Source organism: Stutzerimonas urumqiensis (assembly GCF_003640395.1).
GTDB classification, from domain to species: Bacteria; Pseudomonadota; Gammaproteobacteria; order Pseudomonadales; family Pseudomonadaceae; genus Stutzerimonas; species Stutzerimonas urumqiensis.
This window is the reverse complement of the sequence record NZ_RBZQ01000001.1, coordinates 248,497-264,808: the sequence shown is the minus strand read 5'-3', so window position 1 is coordinate 264,808 and position 16,312 is coordinate 248,497. Positions and strand designations below refer to the sequence as shown.

Genomic DNA, 16,312 nt, shown 5'->3' with positions numbered 1-16,312 from the left:
CCGGTGACGTCATTTTTTTGAATTTGACAAACTTTGTAATAAGCGTGCGCCTGCAAACTTCCGACGAACGGCACTTAACGACCCAGCACTTTACGAAATGCAAAAAAAACGGACCCGAAGGTCCGTTTTTTTCATTTCGCTCGCTCGTTACATCGGTCCGATGCTGGAGCAGGCGTTCTCAGCGGCAGCGTGCTTCTTGAGAACCGGGAGCTGCGGCCGGTAGCTGTTGCTCTTCACGTCCAGCGCCATGGAGTACTCGCCCCACCAGGGACCACCCGCCCAATAGGTCATCGGGATGCAGTTCTCGCGCAGGTAACCCAGCAGGTTGTCCATCGCCACCATCGCCGACGGAGCGAAGTCCGGCACGCCATGCTCGCCGATGTAGCCACGCAGTTTGTTCTGCTTCAGCCAGGTCACGAAGGGTTTGACGCGATCGATACCCAGGTTCGGTGCAAAGGTTTCCTTGAGGTTCGCGTAGGTGCCCGAGGTGTCGGCATCCAGATACATATGCGCTTCGTAGACCAGCTTGTTCGACGGCTCGCGCATGAACGGATCGGAGATCAGCGTGCCGTTGTATTGCGGCCAGTGGTAGGCGCTCGAATAACGGTCGCCGGCGACGAAGATCCAGCGCTCCTTGTCCACGGTACGGATGGCTTTCGACGCCGCAGCGGCTGCCTGAGGCCAGAGGCCGTTGGTGCCGTAAGGCTCGTTCATCAGGCCGTAGCCGTAGACCGCCGGGTGATTCAGCACTTTCTGCGCGATCCGCTGCCAGGCATTGGCGAAGGCGTTGATCGGTACTTCGGTCGTGCCGATCAGCTTCTTGTAGTAGCGGTAGTAGTTATGCATGTCGAGGATGACCTTCATGCCGTACTTGTGCGCGAAGTCCAGCGACTGCATCAGGCGCGCCAGTTCGGTCGCGTTCAGCTCGGTGTTCAGCGACGGCTGGATGCGCTCCCAGAGGAACGGCAGGCGAACCAGGGTCATCCCGTTTTCGGCGTACTTCTTGTAGTACGACTCGGCCGGGTAGATGTAGTTGACGCCATGCACGCCTGGCAGAGCGCCCGAGCCGAAGCCGGCACCGGACAGGTTGATGCCGACGAGCTTGATCTGCTTGTCCTTGGCCACCGGGGTCGGTGCGGGGGTCGAAGTGACAGGAGCCGGCGCCGGAGCGGTCACGGCAGGTGCCGTGGCAACCGGTGCAGACACCGTATCCGCCGTCACGACCGCAACGGTCTGCGGATAACCCACGACATTGCCGTCCAGCAGTGCGCCATCGGTCAGCACGGTCATGTTGGTTCCGGACACATAGACGGCCGTGATGAGGCGGACCTGGCCGTCGGCGAACTTGACCTTCGCGCCCTTGACGAAGGCAGCCTGGCTGGCAGTGGTCGCCGGAATGGAGAAGCCGGTCGATTGCTTCCAGACGCCGTTGACCCAGTCGGCGCTGTTGAACTTGTTGAAGACGCTGGTGGCCAGCACGTTCTGCACGGGCGCCGTGGCGACAGGTGCGGAGGTGGACGGCGCAGGCGTCGAGGGCGCGGTGGTGGCCGGCGCTACACCGATGACCGAAACGGTCTTCGGATAGCCGAGTTGATAACCATCGAGCGCGGCGCCATCGAGCATGGCGCTCATGTTGCTGCCGACAACGTAAACAGCCTTGATCTTGCGCACCTGGCCATCAGCCAGCTTCACGCTCTTGCCGACGGTGTAGGCAGCCTTGTTGGCGGCCGTCGCGGCGATCGAGAAACCGGCAGACTTGCGCCAGATGCCGTTCAGCCAATCGCTGTTGGTGAAGTTGTTCATCGGCGTGGTCGCGATCAGCGCGGTGCTGCTGGGCGCGATCGCTGCCGGTGCGGTGGCGGTCGATGCGGTAGCGGTCGGTGCGGTCACGGCCGGCGCGGCGCTGCCGATCGAAACGCTCTTCGGGTAACCGACCTTGGCGGCATCGAGCTTGGCGCCGCTGACGGCCACGCTCAGGTTGGCGCCCACCTTGTAGATGGCCGCGATGGTGCGGACCTGCCCGTCGGCGAAGCGAACCTGCTGGCCCTTGACGAACGCAGCGACGTTGGCGCTGGTGGCCGGGATGGAGAACGCTGCCGACTTGCGCCAGATACCGTTCAGCCAGTCGCTGTTGGTGAAGGAATTGATCGCGGCGCTGGTGGAAACCGAAGCGCTGGCGGTGGTGGTGGCGGCCTGGACATCGGCCGAAACGGTGCAAGTGCCGACGACTGCTGCGAGGGCGATCGAAACGACGAGTGCCTTACGGGCACCAGCGAAAACTGCGAACGACATAAAGGTGTCTCTCCGAACTTAATACTGCAAAAGGCGCTGGGCCTTTTAAAAAGTGGAGGAGCCTCTTGGCCGGTTTCCTTATGCCGTGCATTGCCAGCCAACTCCGATGAGCACCTCGCAGGTGGCCGATCGAGTCATTCGAATCGGGCATCGCGTTGTGCTGGGCGGCTTTATAAATCGAGAAACGGCAAAAGTGAAATTTTGCTGGCGCCAATATTTTGCCAACTTGAGCACAGTTCGAACAAAGTGCCATTAGCGCGCCACTAGTTACTAGCTTAGTGCCACTATTTCGAGCGAAACGGCAACTCCCTTCTATATGGCGGGTTTCACGAAAAAATAGTTATTTTTCGGGCGTCAAAATTCCCGCAAAACGGATCAGAAGTTGTGGTTAGTGCTATCGCTAAATCCGACGAACGGTCATGGCTTTCAACAAGAGATCCGCCACCAAAGTGGAAGCAAACCACGGCAATCGGAACGGCCGATCAGGTGACGATCGGCCTGGCGGGGCAGGAAAAGCGCGAGAAAGGCCGTGCGAAAACGCATCGAGGGCGGCAGGCAGGCAGGGACCAGCGTCGCTGCGGGAACAGGCGAAAAAGCGGATCGGACTCGCCTGCGAGGCTACTAGCGGCAAGCGAGCCACCCGATCGGCTCGCGCACGAGCCGGTTGTTGATGCGGCACGGTCAAAGCGCAGCAGTTTTCCTCAGCCGGAGACCGGGGCTCACACCGCTTCGATGCGCTCGTCGAGGATCCGGATGCGCCCCTGCTTGTAGAGCGCCCCGAGGGCCTTCTTGAAGTTGCCTTTGCTCACACCAAACAGCTTGGCGATCTGCTCGGGATCGCTTTTATCGCTGACCTCGAGCGTTCCGCCGCTCGCCGCCAACCGCTCCAGGATCAGGCGTTGCAGGCTATCGGCGCCCTCTCGGCCAGGGGCCTGGAGGGTGAGGCTGATCTTGCCGTCGGCCCGTACCTCACGGATGAACCCCTGTTCACGCTGCCCCGGCCTCAGCGGCTTGAAAGCTTCGTTGCGGTGGATCAGCCCCCAGTGCTGCCCCTCGACGATGGCCTTGAGACCGAGATCGGTGCGCTCGACCACCAGCAGCTCCACGGGCTGCCCAGCCTCGTAGCGCGCCGGCGTGCGGTCGAGAAAGCGATCCAGACGAGCGGTCGCGGTGATGCGCCCCGTGTGCCGATCGAGGTAGACATGCACCACGCAGGTATCGCCGACCTGCAGCGGTCGTTTTTCCTCGGAATGCGGCAGCAGCAGGTCCTTCGGCAGGCCCCAATCGAGAAACAGACCGACCCGATTGATCTGCACCACCTTGAGCGCCGCGAACTGGCCGACCTGCACCCGCGGACGCAGCGTGGTGGCGATCACCTTGTCTTCGCTGTCGAAGTACAGGAACACCCGCAGCCAGTCGCCCACCTCCGTTGGCTGGTCTTTCGGGATGTAACGGTTCGGCAGCAGGATTTCCCCTTGCGAACCGCCATCCAGGTACAGGCCGAAGCCGGTGTGCTTGGTGATCTGAAGACGGTTGTAGCGCCCGATATCGGCCATGATCGCGTCCTGGTGAGAAAGCGGGCGATTCTAGCGCGCCCGGCCCATGCCGCGGTCATCGGCCTGCGGGACCGCGGTGGCCGCGGCAGGCCGACGCCTTGCGCACGGCCTGTCCGGCGCTTCGATCATTCAGCCAGGCCGATGCGCAACAGGCTGGCGTCAGCCTCGTCGGTCAGTACGTAGAGGTAGCCGTCCGGGCCGACCCGAACGTCGCGGATGCGCTTGCCGAGCGACTCGAGCAGGCGCTCCTCCTTTGCCACCGCGTCGCCGTCGAGCGTCAGGCGAATCAGCGACGGCTGGGCCAGCGCACCGATGAACAGGCTGTGCTGCCAGGCGGGAAAACGCTCGGCATCGTAGAACGCCATGCCGCTGAGGCCGGGCGAAACCTCCCAGACATGGTGCGGCGCAACGGTGCCTTCGGCCGTCTCGCCGACGGCTTCCGGGATGGGCTGGCCGCTGTAGTCAATGCCATGCGTAGCCAGCGGCCAGCCATAGTTCTTGCCCGCCTGCGGCACGTTGATCTCGTCGCCGCCGCGGGGGCCGTGCTCGTTCACCCACAACGCGCCCGTCCACGGGTTGAGTGCCGCGCCCTGCGGGTTGCGATGGCCGTACGACCAGATTTCCGGCCGCGCGCCCTGGCGGTCGACGAAGGGGTTGTCCGGCGGCACGCTGCCATCGGGATTCAGGCGCACCACCTTGCCCTGCAGCTTGTCCAGATCCTGGGCGGTGGATCGCCGATTGTTCTCGCCGAGCGTCACGAACAGATCACCCGCGCGGTCGAATACCAGCCGTGAGCCGAAATGCAGCCCTACCGACAGCTTGGGCTGCTGGCGCAGAAGCACCTCGAAATCCTCGATCGCCGACAGGTCCTCGCTCAGCCGCCCGCGACCGACGACGGTACCCGCCTTGCCGTCCTCGCCCGCCTCGGCGTAGGTGAGGTAGACGAGCCGATCGCTCGCGAAGTCCGGTGACAGGCGCACGTCGAGAAGGCCGCCCTGCCCGGTCGCATACACCTCGGGCACGCCGTCGAGCGGCTCGGAGACGCGACCATCCAGGCCCACCACGCGCAACGTGCCGGGCCGTTCGGTGACCAGCATGCGCTCACCACCCGGCAGGAACGCCAGGCTCCAGGGCCGGGCGAGTCCGTCGGCCACGGTGGTGACTTCCAGCGGGCCGAGCGTGCTGTCCAGGGGCTGGTCCGGCGCGGCGCTGGCGAAACCGCCCCACAGGATCGCCCCGGCGAAGGTGGCGGCGAGCAGAGGTCGAGCGAGCATGAGGCGTCTCCTGAACGGCACGATGTAAGCCGGTCGGCACTCATTGGCAGTGCACCAGACTGCACCGACGAAGCAGTGGACCGAGGCCGGCGACTATAGTGGAGCCAGTGGTACCGCCTTCGCGCTCAGGCGAAGGCGACCGCCAGCGGCTCAGGCTGGGACCCTCGACGAACGGAAGGCGTTCCCACGGGTCGAAGCACGCCAATACGGAACGGATGAGAGGGACAAGGGTGATCAGATACGCCACCACCATCGGCCTGCTGCTGACGCTCGGCGGCTGCGCCATGCAGCCCTGCGATCGCCCCGGGAGCGACAGTACCTGCCGCCAGGCGCGCCTGCTGTACCAGAACGACCTGATGCAGGCCAAGATCCTGATTTCCGCCGCCGAAGAGGACGGCTACGAGCTGGCGCACGCCCTGCTCAATCGCGCGGCGCCGCTGGACGAGCGAGGCGAGACGGAGTTCTACCGCGCCGTGCTGCTGATTCGCCAGGGCCCGCAGGTCGGCGAGGTGATCGAGCTGCTCGAACGCGCCGCCGAGCAGGGGCACCCGCACGCCATCGCACTTCTCTACAAGATGTATGACGAGCCCTACCTGCTCGACCAGCCGGATTCCGAAAAGGCCGCCCGCTACCGCGCCGCCTACAGCGAACTGGACGTGGCGCAAAGCGGCTACCCCTCGTTCGACAAGGCGCTGGAACTGGTCAGCCTGCTGGTACAACCGCCGCCACGGCCCAGCGAGGCGGCGTTCTCGCTAGAGACGCCCGAGCCGGCAGCGCAGGCCAAGCCAGCCGAGTGATCCGGGGTGATGGGCGCCGCCCTACCGAGCCGACCGCCCAAGGGTGGCCTGGCAAGGCGGCGTGCCCGCGGCGCTCCTGCCGCCTTGCTCGGCGGCGCGGCGTTCCGTCGTTCAGCGCAGCGGGGTCTGGAAGTCCTGCGGGTCGCGCTTGCCTTCGGCCACTGAGCGCGCCTCGCTTTCGGACACGTACGGCCCGGCCATGATCGCGCCGTTCAACTCTACGACCCAGCAGGCCGCCCAGGCCGGACGCCAGGCATCTGGAATCTGATCGCCTCTGAGTTCCTTCACTTCAGGTGTCATCTCAATCCTCCGCGTCGGTGAACGCCGGCCGAACGCCGGCACCCTGCAATAGCTGACCACGCGGGCAGCGGTTTGCTCGCCATCCGGCCGCTCGTTCGTCGTCCCGCTTGCGCACCGGGCGCGAACCGTCCGGGCCGAACGGGCTCTCATGCACAGGTACCGACGAACGAGGCCGCCATGCACCCGATGCCCAACCGGCTGTACAGGCCGCTGCTGCTGGTCATCCTGATCGCCCTGCTGATCGGCGGCTGCACGCGGATCAGCCTGGTCTATCGCAACCTCGACCACCTGATTCCCTGGCAGGTCGACGACTACGTCGACATGAGCCCGGCGCAGGAAGAGGACTTCCGCCATTACCTGGCCGAGCACCTGAGCTGGCATTGCAGCACCCAGCTGCCCCAGTACCTCGCCTGGCTCGACCGCCTCGAAGCGGAGCCCGTGACCCACGAAAACCTCCGGGCGCGCTACCGCGAGGCGCAGCGAGCGATGGATGCGGTCGCGGCGGAGATCACCCCCAGCACGGTGGACCTGCTGCGCCGGCTCGATGACGATCAGGTGCGCGAGCTCTACGCCAAGCTCGACAAGGACCATCGCGAGCGCGTCGAGAAGTACCTCGAGCCGACGCTCGACGAGCAGATAAGCGAGCGCGCCGAGCGCATGCGCGACCGGCTGGACGACTGGTTCGGCCGGCTGAACGAGGCGCAGCGTGAGCGCGTGTCGGCCTGGTCCCAGGCGCTCGGCGACCGCAACGCCCGGTGGCTGGCCAACCGCGCGCGCTGGCAGCAGGCCTTCAAGGACGCCATCGCCGACCGTCAAGCCGAGGACTTCCCCGAGCGCATCGCGCGCCTGCTGCAACGGCGCGAGGCCTTCTGGACCGAGCCCTACCGAGACAGCCACGCCCAGGCCGAACAGGCCGGCATCGACCTGGCCGTCGATCTCTACGCCCTCGCCGACGAACGCCAGCGCCAGCACCTCGACGCGCGGATCGAAGACATCCGCCGCGACCTCGCCAACCTCGACTGCCTGGCACGCGCCGATGATCGCGACGACGGAATCGATCGGCTCGCCGAACTGTCCGACAGTCAGGGCCCTGCACCCTCCGCATCCGCCGATGGAGAACCACGATGAGCACTACGCCGCTGAACCTGGATACCGCGACCAAATACGTCTCGCAGGCGTTCGTTCCCTATGGCTGCGTGGCCAGCGCCAACCCGGACGAAGACAGCTTCGGCTTCACCGTTATCGACAGCGAGGGCGGCGAGCTGCTGAACGTGCCGTCGGTCGAGCGCGCCGACTACGCCGATGGCGAGCGCCTGTCGAAAGTCATCAGCCAGGCCCGCGAATCGCTGGAAGACAAGGGCTGCCGGCTGGAGCCCTGGACGCCCGGCCTGGCGGATGACACCGGCGTTCCCGAGATCACCCCCAACTACTGAGGCGAACCGATGGCCGCCACACACGACAAGGTCCTGCTGATCACCGGCGCGTCGTCCGGCATCGGCGCCGCCACGGCGCGGCTGGCGGCCGACGCGGGCTACCGATTGGCGCTGGCGGCGCGCTCCGAGGCGCGGCTGAAGGCGCTGGTCGAACAGCTCGGCGGGCCGGATCGCGCCGTGGCGATCCGCTGTGACGTGCGTGAGATCGAAGAGCAGCAGGCGATGGCCGCCCAGGCGCTGGCGCACTTCGGACGCATCGACGCGGTGTTCGCCAACGCCGGCATGCCCGGCGGCGAAGGCGGCTTCAGCGGGGCCGACCCGCTCATCTGGCGCGATCTGGTGCTGACGAACGTCTTCGGCGCCGCGCTCACGGCGCGTTGTTGCCTGGCGGCGCTGAAGGATTCGCGCGGCCACCTGCTGTTCACCGGCTCGGCCGCCGGGCGCTTCGTCATTCCCGGCTCGATGTACAGCGCCACCAAGTGGGCGGTCAGCGGCATGGGCCATGGCCTGCGCGAGGAACTGCGCGGCAGCGGCGTGCGCGTGACGCTGATCGAGCCGGGCATGGTCGACACGCCGCTGTTCGACCAGCCGCCCGCCTATGCGCTCGAGCCCGACGACATCGCCCGTGCGGTCCTCTATGCCCTGGCCCAGCCGCCGCATGTCGACGTTAACGAGTTACTCATTCGTCCGACCCCGCCCATCGCCGATTCCTGAACGGCGCCACCGGTCCCGCCCCGAACTTCGCCCCGTGCGCCGTGTCGGTTACTGAGCGGCACGGCCGCGCCCAACCACCGCACGGGGAACGCCGATGGGCAACCTTGCATACCGTTCAGGACAACCCGCACTCGCCCACTTCGACGCCTTGCTCGAGCGCTACCGACACGTTCGCGCGCTGAGCGAAGGGCTCTGCGCACCGCTGACGATCGAGGACCACGTCATCCAGAGCATGCCGGACGTCAGCCCGCCCAAGTGGCACCTGGCGCACATGAGCTGGTTCTTCGAGGCCTTCCTGCTCAAGCCCTTTCTCGCCGGCTACCGGCCGCTCGACGAAGCCTACGACCACCTCTTCAACTCCTATTACCAGACCCACGGCACGCCGTTCGAACGCGCGCGCCGCGGCCTGCTCTCGCGCCCTGGCGTCGCCGAGGTCTATGCCTACCGACGGCACGTCGACGAGGCGATGGCCGACCTGCTCGCACGGCCGCCGGCGGACAAGGCCGCGCAGATCGCAGAGCGCGTCGAGCTGGGCCTGCAGCACGAGCAGCAGCATCAGGAGCTGCTGCTGATGGACATCAAGCACATCCTGGCGCAGAACCCGCTGCATCCGGTCTACCGCAGCGACCTGCATCCGGCGCCGGCCTCGGCCCATGAAAAGCTGCGCTGGCTCGACTACGAAGGCGGCGTGCGTTCGATCGGCCACGAGGGTGAAGGCTTCGCCTTTGATTGCGAACGACCGCGTCACCGGGAATTCATCGAGGACTTCCAGCTGGCCAGCCGACTGGTCACCAATGGCGAGTACCTGTCGTTCATGGCTGACGGCGGCTATGCGCGGCCCGAGCTGTGGCTGTCCGATGGCTGGGATCTGGTGCGGCGCGCCGACTGGCACGCCCCGCTCTACTGGCAGCGGCACGAGGGCTTCTGGCACGAGATGACGCTCGGCGGGCTGCGTCCGCTGGCGCTCGACACGCCGGTCTGCCACCTGTCCTTCTTCGAGGCCGACGCCTATGCGCGCTGGGCTGGGGCGCGGCTGCCGAGCGAAGCGGAATGGGAGGTCGCCGCGGCCGACCAGCCGCGGCGCGGCAACTTCCTCGAAGACGATCACCTGCACCCGATACCGGCCAGCGGCGACGGCGACGGCCCGCAGCAGCTGTTCGGCGACCTGTGGGAATGGACGGCCAGCGCCTATCGGCCCTACCCCGGCTTTCGCGCGCTCGAAGGCAGCCTGGGCGAGTACAACGGCAAGTTCATGTCAGGCCAGATGGTGCTGCGCGGCGGCTGTTGCGCCACGCCGGAGACCCACATCCGCGCCACTTACCGCAATTTCTTCCCGCCGGCGGCACGCTGGCAGTTCGCCGGGCTGCGCCTGGCTCGCGAGGTGTGACATGGCACTGGCCGTTCGCTTCTACGACGATTACCGCCCGGCGCCCGGCAATTACCTGCGCGACGAAGTGCTGGCCGGCTTCGCCCGTCAGCCCAAGTCCACCTCCCCGGCGCTGTTCTACGATCGCCGCGGCTCGGAGCTGTTCGACCGCATCTGCCAACAGCCGGAGTACTACCTCACCCGTACCGAGGAAGGCATTCTCGCCAGCGCCGCCGATGAGATCGCCGAGCGCGTCGGGCCGAGCACCGACCTGGTGGAGCTGGGCAGCGGCGCCAGCCGCAAGGTGCGGCTGTTGCTCGAAGCGCTGCATCCGACCAGCTACCTGGGCGTGGACATTTCCGAAGACTTCCTGCTGGCCAGCACGCAGCGGCTGGCCGCCGATTACCCGTGGCTCGATGTCAGCGCCGCCTGCGCCGACTTCACCGATGGCATGCGACTGCCGCCGGCGTTCGAGACGGGCCATCCCCTGATGTTCTTTCCCGGTTCGAGCATCGGCAACTTCACCCCGGCGCAGGCCTGCCGGCTGCTGCGCAAGCTGCACGGGCTAATGCCGGCGGGCGGCAGCCTGCTGGTCGGGGTCGACCTGATCAAGGACCGCGAAACCCTGGAGGCGGCCTACAACGATCGCGCCCAGGTGACGGCCGCCTTCAACCTCAACCTGCTCGAGCGCATCCGCGAGGAGCTGGCGAGCGACATCGACCCGTCCCGCTTCGCCCATCGCGCCTTCTTCAACGACGTCCAGTCGCGCATCGAGATGCACCTGGTCAGCCGCGAGCCGCAGGACGTGACGATCGAGGGCCGGCGCTTCCACTTCGAGGCCGGCGAAAGCCTGCACACCGAGAATTCCTACAAGTACAGCCTGGACAGCTTCGCTCGCCTGGCCCACGAGGCCGGCCTCGAACCGGTCGCCTGCTGGACCGACCCCGACCGGCTGTTCAGCGTCCAGTTGCTGCGTCCTCAAGGAGCCCTGCATAGCTGATGGTCCGCCTAGGCCACCTGTTCATCCTGCCGCTGTTGCTGGCATTCGCCGTTCCAACCCATGCCCAGACACCGCTGCGTATCGAGCACCTGCTGCGCTGCGGCGATCTGCTGGCCGGCGAGTCGACCGAGTTCTGCCTGACCATCCAGGCGCCCGAGGCGCCCTTGCAGGTGTTGATCGACGGGGAGCCCGTACCGGCCGAAGCCGTCCGGCGCGACGGCAGCCAGCTGCGCCTGACGTTGCCTGCGCGCGAGCGGGGCGCACCGCTCTGGCTGCGACAGGGCGACGAGGACAGTAACCCCGTCTGGCTGACCGCCGGCAGCAGCCACGTGGTCGCCGCCAGGCCGGACGAGGTGGTGAAGAATCAGGAAGGCATCAGCAGCTACCTCGACCTGGTGAGCGTGGTGATCGAGGAGCGCTACGACGGCCTGCGCGAAGCCCGCCGCCTGGCCGAGAAATACGGCGCCGAGGTGGTCGGCGCGATTCCCCCGCTCAACACCTATCAGCTGCGCCTGCCGGCCGACGACCTGATCGAGCGCGATGCGCTGGTGCTGCGGTTGGGCAACGAGCTGCAGGTCGATGCGGTGGTGATCGAAGAATCCGGGCCGGAAGGCGAAGCCGAGTCGTCGCCACGCGAGCCGCGTGCCAGCGAGTGGGCAGCCAACCGTTTCGTCGATGCGGTGGCCTTTTTCCGCAACCGCATCCCGGCGAAGGGCGATCCGGTCGAGACCGAACCGGTGCGGGTCGGCGTGATCGAGCGCAACGTCGACGTCGACCTGCGCGACTTCCAGCGTTACCGCGGCGCCTGCGCCACCGAGGACGGCCACGTGTGCCTGTATGCGCGCGACTCGCGCGAGGCCGACGGACATGGCTCGATCGTCGCCGGCATCCTCGCCGCCCAGCGCGACGAGCGTGGCGTCAGCGGCTTTCTCGCCGCCCTGGAGCCGGTCGGCGCCGGCTACGAGGTGATCGTCGACCGCAACTCCGATGCCGGCATCACCGCCAACGTCGCCGCCTCGGTCAACCTCGTCGAGGATGGCGTGCGGGTCCTGAACTGGAGCTGGGGCATCCACCGCGTCGGCACGCGTGACGTTCAAGGCGAGGAAGTCGATTCGCTGATCCGCTCCGGCATCGCCATGAGCGGCTACGAAGAGCTGCTGGAGGAGTTCTTTCTCTGGCTGCGCCGCGAGCACCCGGACGTCGTGGTGGTGAACTCGGCCGGCAACGGCTCGACCTTCTCCAGCGCCGACGACTACCGCCTGCCCTCCTCCTTCGTCACCGAGCAGCTGCTGGTGGTCGGCGGCCATCAGCGCAGCGAGCGCCGCGACCTGCCGGTCGAGCACCCCGACTATGCCGAGCGACGCCGTTCCTCGAACCTGGACATGCGTGTGGACATCACCGCCGCCGCCTGCACCCGCGCCTGGACGCCGGACGGCAAGCCCGGCGAGGTGCACTGCGGCACCTCCTACGCCACGCCGATGGTCGCTGGCGTGGTGGCGGCGATGACCGCCATCAACCCGGCGCTCGAACCCGAGCAGATGCGCGAACTGCTCCGGCGCAGCGCCATGACCATCGGGCGGGATTCGGATTTCGAGCCCGTCGAAGCCGACGACCTGACCGCGCCGATCCTGCCGTCCGAGCGCGATTACCGGCTGGATGACCGCGACGTCGGCCGCTCCGCGCGGCTGGACATGCGCAAGGCGCTCGAGCTGGCCGTCGAGAGTCGCCAGTACGAGCGCTGAGCGAATCCGCAACGACAGGCCGGCGGTTACACTGCCGGCACGCGACGCGCCGAACGCCCTCTGTGCCGGCGCCGCTTCATCTTCCAGGAGTCCCGCATGCAAGACGCTCCCATCGCCCGAATCGACAATGGCGACGATCCCTACCGCTGGCTGGAAAACCGCGACACCGACGAGGTGCTGGATTACCTGAAGGCGGAAAACGCCTTCCTCGACGCGCAGATGACGCCGCAGGCCGAACTGCGTGAGCGGCTGTTCCAGGAGATCAAGGGTCGCATCCGCGAAACCGACCTGTCGCTGCCATCGCCCTGGGGGCCTTGGCTGTACTACCGCCGCACCACCGCCGGCGACGAATACCCGCGGCATTACCGCTGCCCACGGCCGGCCGACGGCTCGCTGACGCTGGATGAACAGGCCGAGCAACTGCTGCTTGACCCGAACGTGCTGGCCGGCGGCGGCTTCCTGTCGATCGGCACCCTGAGCATCAGCCAGGACCATGCCCGGCTGGCCTACAGCCTCGACACCGAGGGCGACGAAATCTACCGCCTGTTCGTCAAGGAGCTGGCCACCGGCGAAGTCACCGAGCTGCCGTTTGAGCAGTGCGACGGCAGCATGACCTGGGCCAACGACCACCAGACGCTGTTCTTCGGCGAGCTGGACGATACCCACCGCCCGCACCGCATCCTCCGTCATCGCCTCGGCGAGGCCGGAGCCAGCGAGGTCTATCACGACCCGGATGGCCGTTATTTCGTCAGCTGCTACCGCAGCAGCTCCGAGCGACAGCTGATCATCCTGTCGCACAGCAAGACCACCAGCGAAGCCTGGGTGCTGCCGGCCGATGTGCCGACCGCAGCGCCGGTCTGCCTCGCGCCGCGGCAGGAGGACCACGAATACTTCCCCGATCACGGCGTCTGGAATGGCGAGCCCTGCTGGTTCATCCGCACCAACCAGGACGGCATCAACTACGCGCTCTACCGCGCCAGCGAGCGACAGCCGACCCGCGAACACTGGCAACCGCTGGTGCCGCACGATCCGCAGGTCACGCTCGAGGACGCGAGCCTCAACCGCGACGCCCTGATACTGAGCCTGCGCGAGAACGGTCTGCCGGTGATCGAGGTGCGCCCGGCGCAGGCGGACCGCTACCGCCTGGCGCTGCCCGATGCGGCCTACAGCCTGCACGTCAGCGACACGCTGGAATTCGATAGCCCGACCATTCGCGTTCGCTACGAGGCGCTCAATCGCCCGGCCCAGATTCGCCAGCTCGAACTGGCTAGCGGCGCGCAGCAGGTGCTCAAGGAGACGCCCGTCGAAGGGCCGTTCGACCCCGACGCCTACGTGAGCGAACGGCGCTGGGCGACGGCACCGGACGGCACCCGGGTGCCGATCAGCCTGGTGGCGCGGCGGGAAACCCTCGGCCAGCCTGCGCCGCTCTACCTGTACGGCTACGGCGCCTACGGCCACAGCCTCGACCCCTGGTTCTCCCATGGCCGGCTCTCGCTGCTCGATCGCGGCTTCGTGTTCGCCATCGCCCACGTGCGCGGCGGCGGCGATCTCGGCGAAGCCTGGTACCGCGCCGGCAAGCTGGCGCACAAGCGCAACACCTTCACCGACTTCATCGCCTGCGCCGAGCACCTGGTCGCCGAGGGCTACACCCGACCAGAGCGCCTCGCCATCAGCGGCGGCAGCGCCGGCGGGCTGCTGATCGGTGCGGTGCTGAACATGCGGCCCGAGCTGTTCGGCGCGGCCATCGCCGACGTGCCCTTCGTCGACACGCTGAACACCATGCTCAACCCCGACCTGCCCTTGACGGTGACCGAGTACGACGAATGGGGCGACCCGAACGATCCGCAGGTGCACGCGCGCATTCGCGGCTACGCCCCGTACGAGAACGTGACGGCGCAGGCCTACCCGCCGATTCTCGCCGTCGCTGGCTACAACGACAGCCGCGTGCAGTACTGGGAAGCGGCCAAGTGGGTCGCACGCCTGCGCGCAACCCGCACCGACGACAACCTGCTGCTGCTCAAGACCGAACTGGGCGCCGGACACGGCGGCATGAGCGGTCGCTACCAGGCGCTCAAGGATGCCGCGCTGGAGTACGCCTTCCTGCTCAAGGTGTTCGCCATGGCCGACTGAGGCGAGCCGACCTGCGGCCGGAACGCCGCGACCGGGCGGTAGTCAGTCAATGGAGAATCCCCAGTGCGAGGCTACCGCCATGAATCCCTTTTCACCTGACAAGTCCATGCCACAGAACGTCCACGGCTGGGAGCGCGCCGCCTCGGTGGCGGGCGGCCTGATGTTGCTCGGCAAAGGCCTGCGCCGTGGCGGTGTTGGCGGTGTGATGCAACTGGCCCTGGGCGGGATGGCGCTGGCGCGCGGCATGACCGGTCGCTGCGAAGCCAAGCGCGTGCTGACCGAAGTGAACGAGCAGGCCGGCCAGGCCGAACACAAATCCAGCCACATGCCGTTCGAAACCTCCGAGCGGGACCGCGCCGCCATGCAGGCCAACGCGCAAGCCGCCACCGGCACCGCAACGGTTACCGGCAACGACTCGCTACGGACACCGCCGGCCGGCGTTTAAGCCGGCTGCGATTCGCACTCCACGAGGATCAGGCCGGCACGCTGGCCGATCGCGACCTGCGCCATCGGGAAGAGGATGTGCGCACCCTCCTCCTCGACGATCTGCCGACCGCCGCCAGCCTCCTCGGCCAACAGCGATCCGCGTGCGACCGGGGCGAAGTTCTCGATATCCGCCGGCAGACGCAGGTAGAAGCCTTCGCTGCGTCGCAGGATTTCCTGCACGACGCGATAGAGCTTGGGACGGGTGCCCGCTTCCGGGGCCTGTCCGGCAATCACCCGCGCAAGGCCTGCTTCGACGCGCCCCAGCGAGGGTGCATCGGTCAGTTCAAGGGTGAAGCTGTCGGCCTCGAATTGCATCGCGGTGTGAGCGCTGAACGTGCGGGTCGGTCGCTCCTGCAACACCAACCCCTCGATGGCCGTGTCGGCAAGCCGTGCCAGGGCTTCGTCGCTCACGGCCGCATCCTGTGCGGGACGCACCGCGAACTGCGCATGCCGCGACGCGCGCATCGGTGAATGCAGGTCGTAATGACGGCGCGTGCGTGCCGCATCGGCGTAGAAGGTCTCGACCAGCCGCTCCAGCTCCGCCGCCCGGAAGGCTTCGTCACCGCCAGCGTCGGCATGCGCGCCGAGGAACAGCCGATTCAGGTCCGTTTCCAGCGCCCGCACGCCCTTGCGCACCGCGCCGGGATTGCCCAGCAGGCACAGCACGCGCACGCCCGGAATCAGCTCGCCGCGCGCGATCCGGCGGATCAGGCGGTCGAGCAGCAGGATCGGGATGACCTCGTTGCCATGCACGCCGGCCGACAGCACGACGTCGGCCCCCGTGTCCTGCTTGGCCGGCGGCGTGATCAACATCGCGCCCTCGGCCAGCCAGTGCAGCTTCACCCCCTTGGCGGTGAGCTGGATTTTCTCCATCGGTTCTCGGCCGGCAAGCGTCAGCTCCAGCCATTTACCCAGTGCCAGCATCCTGTCGACTCTTCAGTGATCGTGACAACAATCCGGCCCATGCACATGGCCGTCTTCGGCTTCCACCGGTTCCATTTCGAGTTCCAGGCTGACGAGGTTGGTCGCCAGCGGGCGCAGCAGCAGGTTGGCGTATTCGGTATCGCCTTCCTCCACGTCGACGCCGATCATCAGCTGGTTATTGCCAACCTGCTGGATCCAGACCTCCTTGCCCTGCCAGACCACGGCAAAGCGCGTGCAGGAGGTCTCCAGCTGGGTGCCATCCACGTCTTCCAGAATCAATTGCAGGCTATCGCTCATA

Annotated in this window: 15 protein-coding genes; 9 read left to right on the top strand and 6 right to left on the bottom strand. The window is 66.9% G+C overall.

Annotation, left to right across the window (positions count from 1 at the left end):
- Positions 1 to 147: 147 nt before the first annotated feature.
- From D7325_RS01365 to D7325_RS01355, 3 genes are all read right to left on the bottom strand, one after another.
- A complete protein-coding gene (locus tag D7325_RS01365) occupies positions 148 to 2,292 on the bottom strand; it encodes a glycoside hydrolase family 5 protein (RefSeq protein ID WP_120993342.1) in 2,145 nt (714 codons plus the stop codon).
- A gap of 719 nt (positions 2,293 to 3,011) precedes the next feature.
- On the bottom strand, positions 3,012 to 3,848 hold the full coding sequence (locus tag D7325_RS01360) for a CvfB family protein (protein ID WP_120993340.1): 837 nt from the start codon (positions 3,846 to 3,848) through the stop codon (positions 3,012 to 3,014).
- Between the two features lie 125 nt (positions 3,849 to 3,973).
- Positions 3,974 to 5,122: a PQQ-dependent sugar dehydrogenase gene (locus D7325_RS01355; RefSeq protein WP_120993338.1), complete on the bottom strand. Its 1,149-nt coding sequence runs from the start codon at positions 5,120 to 5,122 to the stop codon at positions 3,974 to 3,976.
- Positions 5,123 to 5,406: 284 nt separating this feature from the next.
- Here D7325_RS01355 and D7325_RS01350 point away from each other — a divergent pair, with 284 nt between their 5' ends.
- A complete protein-coding gene (locus tag D7325_RS01350) occupies positions 5,407 to 5,919 on the top strand; it encodes a hypothetical protein (RefSeq protein WP_245961997.1) in 513 nt (170 codons plus the stop codon).
- 111 nt (positions 5,920 to 6,030) lie between these two features.
- Here D7325_RS01350 and D7325_RS01345 read toward each other — a convergent pair whose 3' ends face one another.
- Positions 6,031 to 6,219: a hypothetical protein gene (locus tag D7325_RS01345; protein WP_120993336.1), complete on the bottom strand. Its 189-nt coding sequence runs from the start codon at positions 6,217 to 6,219 to the stop codon at positions 6,031 to 6,033.
- A 177-nt stretch (positions 6,220 to 6,396) separates the two neighbouring features.
- On the opposite strand from D7325_RS01345, the gene D7325_RS01340 reads away from it, so the two are divergent.
- The 8 genes from D7325_RS01340 to D7325_RS01305 all read left to right on the top strand — a co-directional run bounded on the left by D7325_RS01340 (position 6,397) and on the right by D7325_RS01305 (position 15,049).
- Positions 6,397 to 7,347, top strand: a complete 951-nt coding sequence (locus D7325_RS01340; RefSeq protein ID WP_177431765.1) for a DUF6279 family lipoprotein — start codon at positions 6,397 to 6,399, stop codon at positions 7,345 to 7,347.
- The gene (locus tag D7325_RS01335) at positions 7,344 to 7,652 is read left to right on the top strand and encodes a hypothetical protein (RefSeq protein ID WP_120993334.1); all 309 of its coding nucleotides are present in this window, start codon (positions 7,344 to 7,346) and stop codon (positions 7,650 to 7,652) included. The genes D7325_RS01340 and D7325_RS01335 overlap by 4 nt, the downstream gene beginning before the upstream one ends.
- Positions 7,653 to 7,661: 9 nt before the next feature.
- The gene (locus D7325_RS01330) at positions 7,662 to 8,366 is read left to right on the top strand and encodes an SDR family oxidoreductase (RefSeq protein ID WP_120993332.1); all 705 of its coding nucleotides are present in this window, start codon (positions 7,662 to 7,664) and stop codon (positions 8,364 to 8,366) included.
- Positions 8,367 to 8,460: 94 nt separating this feature from the next.
- On the top strand, positions 8,461 to 9,753 hold the full coding sequence (gene egtB / locus D7325_RS01325) for an ergothioneine biosynthesis protein EgtB (protein WP_120993330.1): 1,293 nt from the start codon (positions 8,461 to 8,463) through the stop codon (positions 9,751 to 9,753).
- A gap of 1 nt (position 9,754) precedes the next feature.
- Entirely contained in the window at positions 9,755 to 10,732 is a 978-nt protein-coding gene (gene egtD / locus D7325_RS01320) for an L-histidine N(alpha)-methyltransferase (protein WP_120993328.1), read from the top strand.
- Positions 10,732 to 12,474 carry a S8/S53 family peptidase gene (locus tag D7325_RS01315; protein WP_120993326.1) on the top strand — a complete coding sequence of 581 codons (1,743 nt, stop codon included), beginning with the start codon at positions 10,732 to 10,734 and terminating at the stop codon, positions 12,472 to 12,474. Before egtD ends, D7325_RS01315 begins: the two co-directional genes overlap by 1 nt.
- Positions 12,475 to 12,570: 96 nt before the next feature.
- Complete coding sequence (locus tag D7325_RS01310; protein ID WP_120993324.1) at positions 12,571 to 14,604, top strand: S9 family peptidase; 2,034 nt, start codon at positions 12,571 to 12,573, stop codon at positions 14,602 to 14,604.
- Between the two features lie 79 nt (positions 14,605 to 14,683).
- Positions 14,684 to 15,049, top strand: coding sequence for a YgaP-like transmembrane domain (locus tag D7325_RS01305; RefSeq protein ID WP_120993322.1), 366 nt, complete (start codon positions 14,684 to 14,686; stop codon positions 15,047 to 15,049).
- Here D7325_RS01305 and D7325_RS01300 read toward each other — a convergent pair.
- Positions 15,046 to 16,014, bottom strand: a complete 969-nt coding sequence (locus tag D7325_RS01300; protein WP_120993320.1) for a succinylglutamate desuccinylase — start codon at positions 16,012 to 16,014, stop codon at positions 15,046 to 15,048. The genes D7325_RS01305 and D7325_RS01300 overlap by 4 nt on opposite strands.
- Positions 16,015 to 16,026: 12 nt before the next feature.
- The gene (locus D7325_RS01295) at positions 16,027 to 16,311 is read right to left on the bottom strand and encodes a topoisomerase II (RefSeq protein ID WP_120993318.1); all 285 of its coding nucleotides are present in this window, start codon (positions 16,309 to 16,311) and stop codon (positions 16,027 to 16,029) included.
- Between the last annotated feature and the right edge of the window lies 1 nt (position 16,312).

Bases quoted from the DNA above. Each gene is read 5' to 3' on its own strand.
- D7325_RS01355 (WP_120993338.1), bottom strand. From the start codon at position 5,122: ATGCTCGCTCGACCTCTGCTCGCCGCCACCTTCGCCGGGGCGATCCTG.
- D7325_RS01295 (WP_120993318.1), bottom strand. From the start codon at position 16,311: ATGAGCGATAGCCTGCAATTGATTCTGGAAGACGTGGATGGCACCCAG.
- D7325_RS01300 (WP_120993320.1), bottom strand. From the start codon at position 16,014: ATGCTGGCACTGGGTAAATGGCTGGAGCTGACGCTTGCCGGCCGAGAA.
- egtD (WP_120993328.1), top strand. From the start codon at position 9,755: ATGGCACTGGCCGTTCGCTTCTACGACGATTACCGCCCGGCGCCCGGC.
- D7325_RS01365 (WP_120993342.1), bottom strand. From the start codon at position 2,292: ATGTCGTTCGCAGTTTTCGCTGGTGCCCGTAAGGCACTCGTCGTTTCG.
- D7325_RS01340 (WP_177431765.1), top strand. From the start codon at position 6,397: ATGCACCCGATGCCCAACCGGCTGTACAGGCCGCTGCTGCTGGTCATC.
- D7325_RS01335 (WP_120993334.1), top strand. From the start codon at position 7,344: ATGAGCACTACGCCGCTGAACCTGGATACCGCGACCAAATACGTCTCG.
- egtB (WP_120993330.1), top strand. From the start codon at position 8,461: ATGGGCAACCTTGCATACCGTTCAGGACAACCCGCACTCGCCCACTTC.
- D7325_RS01350 (WP_245961997.1), top strand. From the start codon at position 5,407: ATGCAGCCCTGCGATCGCCCCGGGAGCGACAGTACCTGCCGCCAGGCG.
- D7325_RS01330 (WP_120993332.1), top strand. From the start codon at position 7,662: ATGGCCGCCACACACGACAAGGTCCTGCTGATCACCGGCGCGTCGTCC.
- D7325_RS01345 (WP_120993336.1), bottom strand. From the start codon at position 6,219: ATGACACCTGAAGTGAAGGAACTCAGAGGCGATCAGATTCCAGATGCC.
- D7325_RS01305 (WP_120993322.1), top strand. From the start codon at position 14,684: ATGAATCCCTTTTCACCTGACAAGTCCATGCCACAGAACGTCCACGGC.
- D7325_RS01310 (WP_120993324.1), top strand. From the start codon at position 12,571: ATGCAAGACGCTCCCATCGCCCGAATCGACAATGGCGACGATCCCTAC.
- D7325_RS01315 (WP_120993326.1), top strand. From the start codon at position 10,732: ATGGTCCGCCTAGGCCACCTGTTCATCCTGCCGCTGTTGCTGGCATTC.
- D7325_RS01360 (WP_120993340.1), bottom strand. From the start codon at position 3,848: ATGGCCGATATCGGGCGCTACAACCGTCTTCAGATCACCAAGCACACC.